Below are 14,541 nucleotides of genomic sequence, written 5' to 3'. Positions count from 1 at the left end.
GCAGCGTAGGGCCGGATGGTGGAGCGCAGCCTTTTTTGGTTACTTTTTGGGGCGTTTGCCAAAAAGTGACCCGCCGTAAAGGCGGAAAGGTGATTCAGCGTCTCCATCGCAAATGGATATACACACCCCACCTCAAAACCCACCACAACAAACCCCAAAATTATTTTTACGCGATCCCCCCCCAACGCCCGTCTCGTTATAGCCAATGCAACTGATTCTTGTTTTGACCAAGAACCGACAGCACCTATAACAGCCCGCGCGTCAGGGAGCGCCTCCGATGTCCACAGGTCCAACTCGCCCATCTCCATCTTCCCGCCGCATGGGGCAACTGTCCCTGCTCAGCTTGGCCCTGCTCGCCAGCGGCACCTGCAGCCTGCCAGCCCTGGCCGCAGAACCCACCCAGGCCAGCACCCCACGCATGGGCGACTACCGCTTCGCCATCACCCAGCAACCGCTGGTCGCCGCGATCAATGCCTTCAGCGAAGTCACCGGCTGGCAGGTCGGCTTCACCGCCGAAGTCGCCGAGGGCGTATCCTCGCCTGGCGTTCAGGGCTCGCTGCCACCCGAAGCCGCCCTCAAGCGCCTGCTGCACGGCACCGGTCTGAGCTATCGCAAAATCAGCAACGGCAATGTGGTGCTCGAACGCCAGTCGACCGGTAACACTATCGCCCTGCAGCAACTGACCGTCAGTGCCACCCGCAGCGCCCAAGACATTAGCCAGGTGCCAAGCACCGTCAGCGTGCAGACCCGCGAGCAACTGGACCGGCAGAACGTCAATGACATCCAGCAACTGGTCCGCTACGAGCCCGGCGTTTCCGTCGGTGGCACCGGTCAACGCAGTGGCCTGAACGGCTACAACATTCGCGGTATCGATGGCGAACGCGTCCTGACCCAGGTCGACGGCGTGTCGATCCCCGACAGCTTCTTCTACGGGCCCTACGCCCAGACCCAACGCAACTACGTCGACCCGGAGATCGTCAAACGCGTCGAGATCCTGCGCGGTCCGGCCTCGGTGCTGTACGGCAGCAATGCCATCGGCGGTGCAGTCAGCTACTTCACTCTCGACCCACAAGACATCATCAAGCCCGGCAAGGACGTCGGCGCTCGCCTCAAGACCGGCTACAGCTCGGCCGACGAGAGCTGGCTGACCTCCGCCACCGTCGCTGGCCGGCACGGCGACTTCGATGGCCTGCTGCACCTGAGCCAGCGCAATGGCCACGAGACCGAATCCTACGGCGGGCATGGCGGCAGCGGCCTGTCGCGTACCGAGGCCAACCCTGAAGACGTACGTACCACCAACGTGCTGGCCAAGCTCGGCTGGAATTACGCCGACGATGCCCGGCTGGGGTTCACCTACGAGCGCTACAAGGATGATCGCGACCAGAATGTCCTCAGCGCAGTCGGCGGCCCCTTCGGCAACGGCGTTGGCATCGGCATGTACGAGAGCCGCCTGGGCAATGACACCGTCACCCGTGAACGTTTCGGCATCAACCACGAGTTCGCCTTGGATTCGCTGCTGGCCGATCACGTGAAGTGGAGCCTCAACTACCAGATCGCCAAGACCGACCAGCAGACCGAAGAAATCTATGCACCCTTCGTGCGGCGCGTGCTGCGTACTCGCGAGACCACCTACAAAGATCGCCAATGGGTAGTCGATGCCCAACTGGACAAAGCCTTCAGCATCGGCGCCACTGAGCATCTGCTGACCTACGGCGCCACCTTCAAGCGCGAGCAAGTCACCGGCATGCGCACAGGCTACGGCACTTGCCTGGCATTTGGCCGCAACTGCGCCGGCGCCGGCGCAGACAGCCCGGACGATCGACTGAACGTCAGCGACTTCCCCGACCCGACCGTCAAGACCTACAGCGTGTTCGCCCAGGACGAGATCCGTTGGAACAACTGGACCTTCCTGCCCGGCGCCCGTTACGACTACACGCGCATGGAGCCGAAGATCACCCAAGCGTTCCTCGCCGGGCTGGACAGCGACAACTCGGGTGCGCCCGCCAGCATCGACGACTCGCCGAAGAAATGGCACCGCGTATCGCCCAAGTTGGGGGTGACCTATGCCTTCAACGACCACTACACCTGGTACGGCCAATACGCCGAAGGCTTCCGCACACCGACCGCCAAGTCGATGTACGGCCGCTTCGACAACCCGACCCTGGGTTATCGCGTAGAAGGCAACCCCAACCTTGAGCCCGAAAAAAGCAAAAGCTACGAGACTGGCCTGCGGGGCAACTTCGATGCCGGCAACTTCGACGTGGCGGTGTTCTACAACAAGTACCGCGATTTCATCGACGAGGATGCGGTGCAGGCCGCCGACCTCGGCCCGACCTTCAGCGCTGGCAACATCAAGCACGCGACCATCAAGGGCGCCGAGTTCAAAGGCCGCCTGAACCTCGATCACTTTGGCGCGCCGCAAGGTCTCTATACCCAGACCTCGATCGCTTACGCCCACGGTCGCAACGATGACAACGGCCAGCCGCTGAACAGTGTCAACCCGCTGACCGGTGTGTTCGGCCTGGGTTATGAGCAAGCCAACTATGGCGGCCTGCTGAGCTGGACGCTGGTCAAGCGCAAGAGCCGGGTCGACGACAGTGCCTTCTTCGCACCCGACGGCACCAGCAAGCAGTTCCGCACTCCCGGCTATGGCGTGCTGGACCTGAGCGGTTTCTACAAAGTGACCGACGACATCACCGTCAATGCCGGGCTGTACAACCTGACCGACAAGAAATATTGGCAGTGGGATTCGGTACGCGGCTATGACGGGCAGGGTGAAGCCGGCGCGACCCAGCCAGCCAATCTGGACCGCCTGACCATGCCTGGGCGCAACTTCGCCATCAACGTGGTCTGGGATATCTGACCCAATCCAGCAGCGACTTATCACGCGATACACCCGCCCCCACCTTCTTCGCGCTTCTGGTGGGCGCGGGGTCGCCCCACGCTGAGGCCACTACCGACACAACGCAGGTGAGGTTTTTTTACTGTTCTGCGTCTTCTTGTTCGTCTTGTCATTAGACACCCTATTTCCCAAGGATCGACCATGACCACCGCCACCACCGCCGAGCGCCCGAGCCTGCGCTCGCAACGCCTGAACCAGATCACCCACGCGCCCCACAGCGAGCTGGACGTGCTGGTCAAATCCCACGCGCCGTTCGACAGCCGAGAGAGCTTTGCGCGCTTCGTGGTCGCCCAGTACCTGTTCCAATCCGAACTGCAGGCGCTGTACACCGACCCGCAGCTGATCGCCATCGTCCCTGACCTGGCCGAGCGCTGCCGCGCCGAGCAAGCCCGCCTGGACCTGGCTGACCTCGACACCGAAGTCCCAGCGCCGGTAGCCGGTGCCCTGAGCAAACCGAGCCTGGGCGAGGCGATGGGCTGGATCTTCGTCTCTGAAGGCTCCAAACTGGGCGCCGCGTTCCTGATCAAACGCGCGGTGGCCCTGGAGCTGTCGGACAGCTTTGGCGCGCGGCACCTGGGCGAGCCGGCCGGCGGTCGCGCCGAGGGCTGGAAGCAGTTCACCCGCATCCTCGATGGCCTGGAGCTGTCGGCCGAAGAAGAAGCTGCTGCCGAGCGTGGCGCAGTCGCCGCCTTCGAGCGCTTCACTCAGCTGCTCAAGCACGCCTACGCTGCAGACGCGGCGCTGGCCTGATACGCTTTACCCGGCCACAGATCTTGTGGCCGGCCGTTTTTGCAGTGAGACCATGACCCGACCTGCCCGCTCGAAACTTGCCCGCCTGCTGTATGGAATCCTGGCCTACGTGAGCCTGGGGATCGGCCTGGTCGCTATCGTCATTCCTGGCCTGCCGACCACCGAGTTCATTCTCCTCGCCGCCTGGGCGGCAACTCGCAGCTCGCCGCGCTTGAGTGCCTGGCTGGAGAATCACCGGCTGTTCGGGCCGATCCTGTACAACTGGCGCAACGGCAAGGTCATCCAGCGTCGGGCCAAGATCAGCGCGACGATCAGCATGCTGCTGTGCGCCGGGGTGATGCTGACCTTCCTTGAACACCATTGGCCGGTGTTCCTGGCGATCGCCGGCATGACCCTGGGCAACCTGTGGATCTGGTCGCGGCCTGAGCGAGCAACGCCACCTGCAACGAGCTGCAACGCCCGCTGAGATTTGCGTCTCGGCGCCGGATGTACTGCAATGGGATCGATCAAGGAGGATCCTGCATGCAGCCGTTGCTCGACACCATCAGCCAAGCACTGACCCTTAACCCCGCCTCTTTGCGCTGGCAGGGCGTCGGCAGCTTGCCCTCGACCTACGCTGTCAGCGAGCTTGCCGCCGCCAGCATCGGCGCCGCCGGCCTGGCCTTGGCGCGCTTGCTTGAACAACAAACCGACAATTGCCCATTGGTGCGCGTCGACCGACGCCTGGCCTCGTTCTGGTTCGCCAGCAGCCTGCGCCCACAAGGCTGGCAGCCGCCAGGGCTGTGGGATGCGATCGCCGGGGACTACGCCTGCGCCGACGGCTGGATCCGCCTGCATACCAATGCCCCACATCACCGCGCCGCCGTCGAGCGGGTACTGGGCAGCTGTGCCAATCGCAACGAGATAGCCAGCAAGGTAGCGAGCTGGAGCGCCGACCAGCTGGAGTCTGCGCTAGTCGCTGCTGGCGGTTGTGCGGCGCGGATGCGCAGCTGGCTTGACTGGTGCGCGCATCCTCAAGGCCAGGCGGTCAATGCGCAGCCGCTGATCCTGGGCGAAACCTTCGCCAGCGATACCCCGCTGAAATGGCGCGGCACTACCCAGCGGCCATTGGCGGGGATCAAGGTACTCGACCTTACGCGCATCCTCGCCGGCCCCATCGCCACCCGCCTGCTGGCCGGCTTTGGCGCACAGGTGCTGCGTATCGATCCCCCGGGCTGGGAAGAGCCGGCAGTGGTTGCCGAAGTCACCCTGGGCAAGCGCTGCGCGCGCCTGGATTTGCGCGATCGAGCCGATCGCCTGGTGTTCGAGCGGCTGTTGGGCGATGCCGACATCCTCGTTCACGGCTATCGCGCAGATGCACTCGAGCGACTGGGCCTTGGCCATGAACGACGGCGCCAGCTCAACCCCGGGCTGATCGATGTCAGCCTCAACGCCTATGGCTGGAGTGGCCCCTGGAAGGAGCGGCGCGGCTTCGACAGCCTGGTGCAGATGAGCACTGGGATTGCCCGCGAAGGCATGCGCTGGCAGCAGGCGAACCAGCCTGTGCCGCTGCCGGTACAGGCGCTGGACCATGCCACTGGCTACCTGATGGCGGCCGAGGCGATCCGTGCCCTGGAAGAGCGCCTGCGCAGCGGCGCAGGGAGCCGCGCACGTTTGTCGCTGGCGCGTACGGCGAAACTGCTGGTCGAGCATGGGACAGTGGGGGATGACTTGCCATTGGCGGCGCAGACGGTGGATGACCTGGATCTGCATCTGGAGCAAACGCCGTGGGGATTGGCGCAGCGGCTCAAGGGGCCGTTGACGGTGGGCGATGCCGTTTTGCGTTGGGATTTCGGCGCCTGCGAGCTGGGATCTGCAGCACCACACTGGTGACCTCTACAGCGCATCGCGTTGTAAGCCCGCTACAGGGTCAGCGCCGCAATTGAGCCTTGCACTGTACCTGAGCGGGCTTGCCCCGCGATGCGATAGCTGCAGCACCCTATCGATTCAAAGACTCAGCAACCCTGAATACAGCGCATAGGCCGCCAACCCCGCGCCCACCAGCACCGCGGCAAAAATCAACTTCTCCCAGCTAGTAAACAGGGCCTGCCCCTGCTCATGCTTGGCCCGGGCGAACAGAATCACCCCCGGCGCATAGAGCAAGGCCGACAACAGCAGGTACTTCAGCCCCCCGGCATACAGCAGCCAGATGGCGTAAATCAGCGCCACTCCCGCAACCAATAAATCCTTGCGTCGCAGATTGGCCTGGCCTTCATAGCCCTCCCCGCGCACCGCCAGCAGCACCGCATAGGCCGCCGACCACAGATACGGCACCAGGATCATCGACGAGGCCAGGTAAATCAGGCTGGTGTAAGTCCCTGCTGAAAACAGCGTGATCAGCAAGAACCCTTGGATCATGCAGTTGGTCAGCCACAAGGCATTGGCTGGCACTTGGTTGGCATTCTCCCGGGTCAGAAAGCGTGGCATGGTCTTGTCGCGGGCGGTGGCGAAGAGGATCTCCGCGCACAGCAGCGCCCACGACAGCAGCGCACCGAGTAGCGACACCGCCAGGCCGATGCTGATCAGCAAGGCCCCCCATGGGCCGACGATGTGTTCGAGCACCGAGGCCAACGATGGATTCTGCAACCCGGCCAGCTCAGGCTGGGTCATGACCCCCAGCGACAGCACGTTGACCAGCACCAGCAAGGCCAACACCCCAAGAAAACCGATCACCGTCGCCTTGCCCACGTCCGAGCGGCGCTGCGCTCGCCCCGAATAAACGCTGGCGCCTTCGATGCCGATGAACACAAACACCGTCACCAGCATCATGTTGCGCACCTGCTCCATGACGCTACCGAACTGGGGGTTGCTCAGGCCCCAGATATCGCGGGTGAAGATATCGGCTCGGAAGGCAAAGGCAGCAATCACTATGAACATCAGCAGTGGCAACACCTTGGCCACCGTGGTCACCTGGTTGATGAACGCCGCTTCCTTGATCCCGCGCAGGACCAAAAAGTGCACCGCCCACAGCAGCAACGAGGCGCAAGCGATGGCGATCGGCGTGTTGCCCTCGCCGAACACCGGAAAGTAAAAACCCAAGGTACTGAACAGCAGGACGAAGTAACCGACGTTGCCCAACCAGGCGCTGATCCAGTAGCCCCACGCTGACGAAAAGCCCATGTACTCGCCAAACCCAGCCTTGGCGTAGGCATACACCCCCGAATCCAGCTCCGGCTTGCGATTGGCCAGCGTCTGGAACACGAAGGCCAAGGCCAGCATGCCCACGGCGGTAATGCCCCAGCCGATCAGCACGGCGCCGACATCGGCGCGCGCTGCCATGTTCTGCGGCAACGAGAAAATCCCACCGCCGATCATCGAGCCGACCACCAAGGCGATCAACGCGCCGAGCCGCAGTTTTTGTCCCGGCTCGCTCATGGCGCCTCCCGATCAGTACCCAGAAAAAGGCCCGCCCAGCGGCCTCGGCGGCGCAGTGTCATACCCATGTAACACCCCTTGCATTCATATATAGCGGCGGCGCTTTTATATTAGACCACGTGATGAAATCTGCCGGGCTCATAACTAGCCCGTCTATGCAGCTGGCAACTAACCCTGCCGGACATGTGGATATATCCACGTCGTTCAGGATACCACCGTCTTTTTCCTGAAAAATTTGCTTCTTACTCAAAAGCGACTAGCTTCAAAGTTCGCAGGCGAAACAGAGCGTTTGCTCTAGATGTACATGGAGGTGCCAGCGCACAAGGCCTGCGGCAGAGCTGTCGGCACTCTCCAGGAGACGCGTGAAGGATTTTTCTCACTTTACGTCGTCATGAACTGATCTACATCAGCGAATGACCCCGGCGTCAGTTTTATTCTGTCGTCAACTTTCTCCTGGTACGGAGTTGTTAAATGTCTGATTCCCCCGAAAAACTAAAACTCGGTGCACTTGTTGCACTTGTCGTCGGCTCGATGATTGGCGGCGGGATCTTCTCCTTGCCGCAAAACATGGCCGCCAGCGCCGGTGTCGGTGCCGTGCTGATCGGCTGGGCCATCACCGCGGTGGGCATGCTCACCTTGGCCTTCGTGTTCCAGACCCTGGCCAACCGTAAACCTGACCTCGATGGCGGGGTGTATGCCTACGCCAAGGCCGGTTTTGGCGACTACATGGGCTTCTCTTCAGCATGGGGTTACTGGATCAGCGCCTGGTTGGGCAACGTCGGTTACTTCGTCTTGCTGTTCAGTACTCTGGGCTACTTCTTCCCGATCTTCGGTGAGGGCAATACCCCGGCGGCGGTGATCGGCGCGTCGATCCTGCTCTGGGCAGTGCACTTTCTGGTGCTGCGCGGGATCAAGGAAGCGGCGTTCATCAACCTGGTCACCACCGTGGCCAAGGTCGTGCCGCTGGCGCTGTTCGCCCTGATCTGCCTGTTCGCCTTCAAGCTCGACGTGTTCACCGCCGACATCTGGGGCCTGGGCTCGCCAGACCTGGGCAGCGTGATGAACCAGGTGCGCAACATGATGCTGGTCACCGTCTGGGTGTTCATCGGCATCGAGGGCGCGAGCATCTTCTCCTCACGGGCAGAAAAACGCTCGGACGTGGGTAAAGCCACGGTCATCGGCTTCATCACCGTGCTGCTGTTCCTGGTGCTAGTCAACGTGCTGTCGATGGGCGTGATGACTCAACCTGAGCTGGCCAAGCTGCAGAACCCGTCGATGGCGGCCGTGCTTGAGCACGTGGTCGGCCACTGGGGTGCGGTGCTGATCAGCGTCGGCCTGATCATCTCGCTGCTGGGTGCCCTGCTGTCGTGGGTACTGCTGTGTGCGGAGATCATGTTCGCCGCCGCCAAAGACCACACCATGCCGGAGTTCCTGCGCCGCGAGAACGCCAACCATGTGCCGGCCAATGCCCTGTGGCTGACCAACGCCATGGTGCAGATCTTCCTGGTCATCACCCTGTTCTCGGCCAGTACCTATCTGTCGCTGATCTACCTCGCCACCTCGATGATCCTGGTGCCTTACCTGTGGTCGGCGGCCTACGGCTTCCTCATGGCCTTGCGCGGCGAGACCTATGAACAAGCCCCCGGCGAGCGCAACAAAGACCTGATCATCGGCGCCATCGCCCTGCTCTATGCGGTCTGGCTGCTGTATGCCGGCGGGGTCAAGTACCTGCTGCTGTCGGCCCTGCTGTATGCCCCTGGCGCGATCCTGTTCGCCAAGGCCAAGCGCGAACTGGGCCAACCGATTTTTACCAACGTGGAGAAGCTGATCTTCGCCGCCGTAGTCGTGGGCGCGCTGGTTGCGGCCTATGGCCTGTACGACGGATTCCTGACTCTGTAATCACTGAATTTGCATGATGGAGGCAATGAACCATGTCCACCGATAAAGTTAAGTACGGCGTCCATTCCGAAGCCGGCAAACTGCGCAAAGTGATGGTTTGCTCCCCGGGCCTTGCCCACCAGCGCCTGACCCCGAGCAACTGCGACGACCTGTTGTTCGATGACGTCATCTGGGTCAACCAGGCCAAGCGCGACCACTTCGACTTCGTCACCAAAATGCGTGAGCGCGGTATCGAAGTGCTGGAAATGCACAACCTGCTGACCGAGACCATCCAGAATCCTGAAGCGCTGAAATGGATCCTCGATCGCAAGATCACCCCAGACACCGTTGGCGTGGGCCTGACCAACGAGGTGCGCAGCTGGCTCGAAGGGCTGGAGCCACGCAAGCTGGCCGAGTTCCTGATCGGCGGCGTGGCCGGTGAAGACCTGCCCGACAGCGAAGGCGCCAGCGTGATCAAGATGTACCGCGACTACCTGGGCCACTCCAGCTTCCTCCTCGACCCGCTGCCCAACACCCAGTTCACCCGTGACACCACCTGCTGGATCTACGGTGGCGTGACCCTGAACCCGATGTACTGGCCAGCGCGCCGTCAGGAAACCCTGCTGACCAGCGCGATCTACAAGTTCCACCCCGAGTTCACCGGCGCCGACTTCGAAGTCTGGTACGGCGACCCGGACAAAGACCACGGCAAGGCCACCCTGGAAGGCGGCGACGTCATGCCGATCGGCAATGGCGTGGTGTTGATCGGCATGGGCGAGCGCACCTCGCGCCAAGCCATCGGCCAACTGGCTCAATCGCTGTTCGCCAAGGGCGCGGTGGAAAAAGTGGTGGTCGCCGGCCTGCCGAAATCTCGTGCTGCGATGCACCTGGATACGGTGTTCAGCTTCTGCGACCGCGACCTGGTCACGGTCTTCCCGGAAGTGGTCAAAGAGATCGTGCCGTTCGTCATCCGCCCAGACAGCAGCAAGCCGTATGGCATGGATGTACGTCGCGAGAACAAATCGTTCATCGAGGTGGTGGCCGAGTCGCTCAACCTCAAGCAACTGCGCGTAGTCGAAACCGGCGGCAACAGCTTCGCCGCCGAACGCGAACAGTGGGATGACGGTAACAACGTAGTGGCCGTGGAGCCTGGCGTTGTCATCGGCTACGACCGCAACACCTACACCAACACCCTGCTGCGCAAGGCCGGAGTGGAAGTCATCACCATCAGCGCCGGTGAGCTGGGCCGCGGCCGTGGCGGTGGCCACTGCATGACCTGCCCAATCATTCGCGACCCAATCGACTACTAAACGACCATCAACCCGGCCGCGCTTACAAAGCGCCGGCCGGGCCGATTACCGAACTCAAGGAGAATCATCATGGCGTTCAACATTCATAACCGTAACTTGCTCAGCCTGGAACACCACACCACGCGCGAGTTGCGTTACCTGCTCGACCTGTCCCGCGATCTGAAACGCGCCAAGTACACCGGTACCGAGCAGCAACACCTGAAGGGCAACAACATCGCCCTGATCTTCGAAAAGACCTCGACCCGCACCCGCTGTGCATTCGAAGTCGCCGCTTATGACCAGGGCGCCAACGTTACCTACATCGACCCCAATTCCTCGCAGATTGGCCACAAAGAGAGCATGAAGGACACCGCCCGCGTGCTCGGGCGCATGTACGACGCGATCGAGTACCGTGGTTTCAAGCAGGAAATCGTCGAGGAGCTGGCCAAGTTCGCTGGCGTACCGGTATTCAACGGCCTGACCGATGAATATCACCCGACCCAAATGATCGCCGACGTGCTGACCATGCGCGAACACAGTGACAAGCCGATCCACGACATCAGCTACGCCTACCTGGGCGACGCCCGTAACAACATGGGCAACTCGCTGCTGCTGATCGGCGCCAAGCTCGGCATGGACGTACGTATCGCCGCGCCCAAGGCACTGTGGCCACATGATGACCTGGTCGAGCGCTGCAAGAAGTACGCAGAAGAAAGCGGTGCGCGCATCACCCTCACCGAAGACCCGAAAGCAGCGGTCAAAGGCGTGGACTTCGTGCATACCGACGTTTGGGTATCGATGGGTGAGCCGGTCGAAGCCTGGGGCGAACGTATCCAGCAACTGCTGCCCTACCAGGTCAATGCCGAGTTGATGAAAGCCACCGGCAACCCACGGGCCAAGTTCATGCACTGCCTGCCGGCGTTCCACAACTCCGACACCAAGGTCGGCAAACAGATCGCCGAGCAGTATCCGAACCTGAAGAACGGCATCGAAGTGACCGACGACGTGTTCGAGTCGCCAGCGTGCATCGCCTTCGAGCAGGCGGAAAACCGCATGCATACGATCAAAGCGATTCTGGTCTCGACCCTGGCTGACCTGTAACCCCCGAGCAGGGGGCTTTTGTGGGAGCGGGCTGGCCCCGCGATAGCGCCAGCCGCAACGACGCCATCGCGGGGCAAGCCCGCTCCCACGGGCCCGTCCCATATTCTCTCTGAAGGACACTTCATCATGCGTATCGTTGTTGCATTGGGCGGCAACGCCCTGCTACGCCGCGGCGAGCCGATGACCGCTGACAACCAGCGCGCCAATATCCGCACCGCCACCGAGCAAATCGCCAAGATCCACCCTGGTAACGAACTGGTCATCGCCCACGGCAACGGCCCGCAGGTCGGCCTGCTGTCGCTTCAGGCGCTGTCCTACAGACCCGACGAAGCCTACCCGCTGGATGTGCTCGGCGCTGAAACCGAAGGCATGATCGGCTACATGATCGAACAGGAGCTGGGCAACCTGCTGGACTTCGAAGTGCCGTTCGCCACCCTGCTGACCCAGGTCGAAGTCGACGCCAATGACCCGGCCTTCAAAGACCCGACCAAGTTCATTGGTCCGGTCTACTCCAAGGAAGACGCCGAGCGCCTGGCCAAGGAAAAAGGCTGGGTGGTCAAGGCCGACGGCGACAAGTACCGGCGAGTGGTTGCCAGCCCCAAGCCCAAGCGCATTTTCGAAATCCGCCCGATCAAGTGGCTGCTGGAAAAAAGCAGCATTGTCATCTGTGCCGGCGGCGGCGGCATTCCGACCATGTACGACGAAAATCGCAAGCTCAAGGGCATCGAAGCGGTGATCGACAAAGACCTGTGTTCGGCGCTGCTCGCCGAACAGCTGGAGGCCGACCTTCTGATCATCGCCACCGACGTGGATGCGGCCTATATTGATTGGGGCAAGCCGACGCAGAAAGCCATTGCCCAGGCGCACCCCGACGAACTCGAGCGCCTAGGCTTCGCCGCCGGTTCCATGGGGCCGAAGGTGCAGGCCGCCAGTGACTTTGCCCGTAACACCGGCAAGGTCGCGGTGATCAGCTCGCTGGAAAACATCGAGGACATCGTCAAAGGCACTGCCGGCACCCGTGTTTCCACGGCCCAGCCAGGTATCAGCTACCGTTGAATGCAGTTGGCGGGTGCTCGGCACCCGCCGTTTCAACCTTCCGGAGGATTGCACTGTGGCTCAGTTCCAACCTGGTCATGTACACATCGAACGTACCGCGCTCAACACCAATGATCACAGCTACGATCTGAACATCAACTACGAGGTAGCCCAGGACCCCAGGGAAGGCCGCGGTATCCAGTTCCACATGCATGGCAGCATCGAGGGCAAGCCGGTGGACGAGAAGTTCTTTCTCGCCAAGGACCAGGTCTTGCCGAGTTTTCTCAGCCTGGCCACGCGCAAGGCCCAGAGCTACCTGCCAGCGCCGAAGAAATTCGAGTCGCTAGGATCGACGCACAAGATCTACGACCTGATGTTCGAAGACATCCGCGTCCAACTGGATGTGAAGTCTGGCGATCCGATCAAGCCTGAGCATCTGGAGTAACCCGCATCAGGGCTGCTGCGCAGCCCATCGCAGGCTGCGCCAGCTCCCACACCTGCTGCTCCTGCAGCACCCAACACGTCCCCTTTTGGATCTGGCGCAGCCTGCGATGGGCCGCGAAGCGGCCCCAGATAAGGCATACTTGCGCATCTGCTCGCCCAAAGCCCGAAACTCCCATGCGCATCCACGTCAGCTTCATCGACCGCGTCGGCATCACCCAGGAAGTCCTGGCCCTGCTCGGTGCCCGCAACCTCAACCTGGACGCCGTGGAAATGGTCCCGCCGAACGTCTACATCGACGCCCCGACCCTCAGCCCCGCAGTGCTCGAAGAGCTCCACGACGCCCTGTTCGAAGTGCACGGCGTGCAGTCGGTGGAAGTGGTCGACATCCTCCCCGGCCAGCGTCGCCATTTGCAGCTCGATGCCCTGCTCGCGGCCATGAGCGACCCAGTGCTGGCGGTGGACAGCGCCGGCAAGGTGCTGCTGGCCAACCCGGCCCTGATAGCCCTCTGCGGGCGGGAGTCGGCTGGGCGTTCGGTCGGTGAATTGTTCAAAGACCCCGACCTGCTCCAGGCGCTGCTGGACAACAACTTCCACCTGCCGATGCGCGAGATGCAGCTCGACGGCCAGAGCCTGCTGCTCGATGCCACGCCAATTACCAACGCCGGTGGCCTGCTCACCTTGTATCCGCCCAACCGCATGGGCGAACGCTTGTCAGCGCTGCACCACGATCACGCCGAAGGCTTTGACGCACTGCTCGGCGACTCCCCGGCCATCCGCACCCTCAAGGCTCGCGCGCTGCGCGTAGCGGTGCTCGATGCGCCGTTGCTGGTGCACGGCGAAACCGGCACCGGCAAGGAGCTGGTAGCCCGCGCCAGCCATGCCCTGAGCAGCCGCCATGCCGCGCCCTTCCTGGCGCTGAACTGCGCGGCACTGCCCGAGAGCCTGGCCGAGAGCGAGCTATTCGGCTACGCCCCCGGCGCGTTTACCGGCGCCCAGCGTGGTGGCAAGCCAGGGCTGATGGAACTGGCCAACCAAGGCACGGTGTTTCTCGACGAGATTGGCGAGATGTCGCCCTATCTGCAAGCCAAGCTATTGCGCTTTCTCAGCGATGGCAGCTTCCGCCGAGTAGGTGGCGATCGCGAGGTCAAGGTCGACGTGCGCATCATCAGCGCCACCCATCGCGATCTGGAACGGATGGTCGCCGAGGGCAGCTTTCGCGAAGACCTGTTCTACCGCCTCAATGTACTCAACCTGCAGGTGCCGCCGCTGCGGGAACGCGGTCAGGATATCCTGCTGCTGGCGCACTACTTCATGCAGCAGGCCTGCACCCAGATCCAGCGCCCGCCTTGCAGGCTGACACCGGGCACCCATGCCGCCCTGCTGGCCAACCCTTGGCCAGGCAATGTGCGCCAGTTGCAGAACGTGATTTTCCGCGCGGCGGCGATTTGCGAAAGCGATCTGGTGGATATTGGCGATCTGGATATCGCCGGCACTTCAGTGGCGCGCGGGCAAGAGGCTGAGGTCGGCAGCCTGGAGCAGGCGGTGGGGGAATTTGAGCGCGAGCTGTTGCAGCGCCTGTATGCCAGCTACCCCTCGACCCGGCAGTTGGCTGGGCGCTTGCAGACTTCGCATACCGCGATTGCCCAGCGGCTGCGCAAGTATGGGATTTCCGGCAAGGCCTGATAAAGGCCGTGTCACTACTGACGCTATCGCGGGGCAAGCCCGCTC

General features: G+C 62.3%; 12 protein-coding genes. 10 read left to right on the top strand and 2 right to left on the bottom strand.

Annotated elements, in window-relative coordinates:
* Window positions 1–302, bottom strand: a 302-nt coding sequence (locus ACF8K2_RS15485; protein ID WP_392465768.1) for a hypothetical protein, incomplete at its 3' end; no start/stop codon positions are given.
* Between ACF8K2_RS15485 and ACF8K2_RS15480 the strand changes: the two genes are divergently transcribed.
* From ACF8K2_RS15480 to ACF8K2_RS15465, 4 genes are all read left to right on the top strand, one after another.
* Window positions 278–2,863: a TonB-dependent receptor gene (locus ACF8K2_RS15480; RefSeq protein WP_392465765.1), complete on the top strand. Its 2,586-nt coding sequence runs from the start codon at window positions 278–280 to the stop codon at window positions 2,861–2,863. The genes ACF8K2_RS15485 and ACF8K2_RS15480 overlap by 25 nt on opposite strands.
* A 180-nt stretch (window positions 2,864–3,043) precedes the next feature.
* Window positions 3,044–3,652 (top strand): biliverdin-producing heme oxygenase, encoded by a 609-nt coding sequence (locus tag ACF8K2_RS15475; RefSeq protein WP_264234892.1) that lies wholly within the window; start codon window positions 3,044–3,046, stop codon window positions 3,650–3,652.
* Window positions 3,653–3,704: 52 nt separating this feature from the next.
* Window positions 3,705–4,118, top strand: a complete 414-nt coding sequence (locus ACF8K2_RS15470; protein WP_264234891.1) for a YbaN family protein — start codon at window positions 3,705–3,707, stop codon at window positions 4,116–4,118.
* 56 nt (window positions 4,119–4,174) lie between these two features.
* Window positions 4,175–5,524, top strand: coding sequence for a CoA transferase (locus ACF8K2_RS15465; RefSeq protein WP_392465761.1), 1,350 nt, complete (start codon window positions 4,175–4,177; stop codon window positions 5,522–5,524).
* Window positions 5,525–5,638: 114 nt separating this feature from the next.
* On the opposite strand, the gene arcD (ACF8K2_RS15460) is transcribed toward ACF8K2_RS15465, so the two are convergent.
* Window positions 5,639–7,066 (bottom strand): arginine-ornithine antiporter, encoded by a 1,428-nt coding sequence (arcD, locus tag ACF8K2_RS15460; protein WP_392465759.1) that lies wholly within the window; start codon window positions 7,064–7,066, stop codon window positions 5,639–5,641.
* Between the two features lie 471 nt (window positions 7,067–7,537).
* On the opposite strand from arcD (ACF8K2_RS15460), the gene arcD (ACF8K2_RS15455) reads away from it, so the two are divergent.
* The 6 genes from arcD (ACF8K2_RS15455) to ACF8K2_RS15430 all read left to right on the top strand — a co-directional run bounded on the left by arcD (ACF8K2_RS15455) (window position 7,538) and on the right by ACF8K2_RS15430 (window position 14,496).
* Window positions 7,538–8,965, top strand: a complete 1,428-nt coding sequence (gene arcD / locus ACF8K2_RS15455) for an arginine-ornithine antiporter (protein ID WP_186556438.1) — start codon at window positions 7,538–7,540, stop codon at window positions 8,963–8,965.
* Window positions 8,966–8,997: 32 nt separating this feature from the next.
* Window positions 8,998–10,254 carry an arginine deiminase gene (gene arcA / locus ACF8K2_RS15450; RefSeq protein ID WP_264234887.1) on the top strand — a complete coding sequence of 419 codons (1,257 nt, stop codon included), beginning with the start codon at window positions 8,998–9,000 and terminating at the stop codon, window positions 10,252–10,254.
* 69 nt (window positions 10,255–10,323) lie between these two features.
* On the top strand, window positions 10,324–11,334 hold the full coding sequence (locus ACF8K2_RS15445) for an ornithine carbamoyltransferase (protein ID WP_368973482.1): 1,011 nt from the start codon (window positions 10,324–10,326) through the stop codon (window positions 11,332–11,334).
* Between the two features lie 126 nt (window positions 11,335–11,460).
* Window positions 11,461–12,390 (top strand): carbamate kinase, encoded by a 930-nt coding sequence (gene arcC, locus ACF8K2_RS15440; protein ID WP_392465753.1) that lies wholly within the window; start codon window positions 11,461–11,463, stop codon window positions 12,388–12,390.
* Between the two features lie 55 nt (window positions 12,391–12,445).
* Window positions 12,446–12,814, top strand: coding sequence for a DUF5064 family protein (locus ACF8K2_RS15435; protein WP_264234884.1), 369 nt, complete (start codon window positions 12,446–12,448; stop codon window positions 12,812–12,814).
* 173 nt (window positions 12,815–12,987) lie between these two features.
* On the top strand, window positions 12,988–14,496 hold the full coding sequence (locus tag ACF8K2_RS15430) for a sigma-54-dependent transcriptional regulator (protein ID WP_186556443.1): 1,509 nt from the start codon (window positions 12,988–12,990) through the stop codon (window positions 14,494–14,496).
* The last annotated feature ends 45 nt before the right edge of the window (window positions 14,497–14,541 follow it).

The sequence above is a fragment of the Pseudomonas sp. xss_2 genome (assembly GCF_043104195.1).
In the GTDB taxonomy this organism is placed as follows: Bacteria; Pseudomonadota; Gammaproteobacteria; order Pseudomonadales; family Pseudomonadaceae; genus Aquipseudomonas; species Aquipseudomonas urmiensis.
This window is presented reverse-complemented; position numbering and strand designations above follow the sequence as displayed.

What these genes read in the sequence shown, in the direction of transcription:
- arcA (WP_264234887.1), top strand. Translation starts at nt 8,998, where the DNA reads ATGTCCACCGATAAAGTTAAGTACGGCGTCCATTCCGAAGCCGGCAAA.
- ACF8K2_RS15475 (WP_264234892.1), top strand. Translation starts at nt 3,044, where the DNA reads ATGACCACCGCCACCACCGCCGAGCGCCCGAGCCTGCGCTCGCAACGC.
- arcD (WP_392465759.1), bottom strand. Translation starts at nt 7,066, where the DNA reads ATGAGCGAGCCGGGACAAAAACTGCGGCTCGGCGCGTTGATCGCCTTG.
- arcD (WP_186556438.1), top strand. Translation starts at nt 7,538, where the DNA reads ATGTCTGATTCCCCCGAAAAACTAAAACTCGGTGCACTTGTTGCACTT.
- ACF8K2_RS15465 (WP_392465761.1), top strand. Translation starts at nt 4,175, where the DNA reads ATGCAGCCGTTGCTCGACACCATCAGCCAAGCACTGACCCTTAACCCC.
- ACF8K2_RS15470 (WP_264234891.1), top strand. Translation starts at nt 3,705, where the DNA reads ATGACCCGACCTGCCCGCTCGAAACTTGCCCGCCTGCTGTATGGAATC.
- ACF8K2_RS15445 (WP_368973482.1), top strand. Translation starts at nt 10,324, where the DNA reads ATGGCGTTCAACATTCATAACCGTAACTTGCTCAGCCTGGAACACCAC.
- arcC (WP_392465753.1), top strand. Translation starts at nt 11,461, where the DNA reads ATGCGTATCGTTGTTGCATTGGGCGGCAACGCCCTGCTACGCCGCGGC.
- ACF8K2_RS15430 (WP_186556443.1), top strand. Translation starts at nt 12,988, where the DNA reads ATGCGCATCCACGTCAGCTTCATCGACCGCGTCGGCATCACCCAGGAA.
- ACF8K2_RS15480 (WP_392465765.1), top strand. Translation starts at nt 278, where the DNA reads ATGTCCACAGGTCCAACTCGCCCATCTCCATCTTCCCGCCGCATGGGG.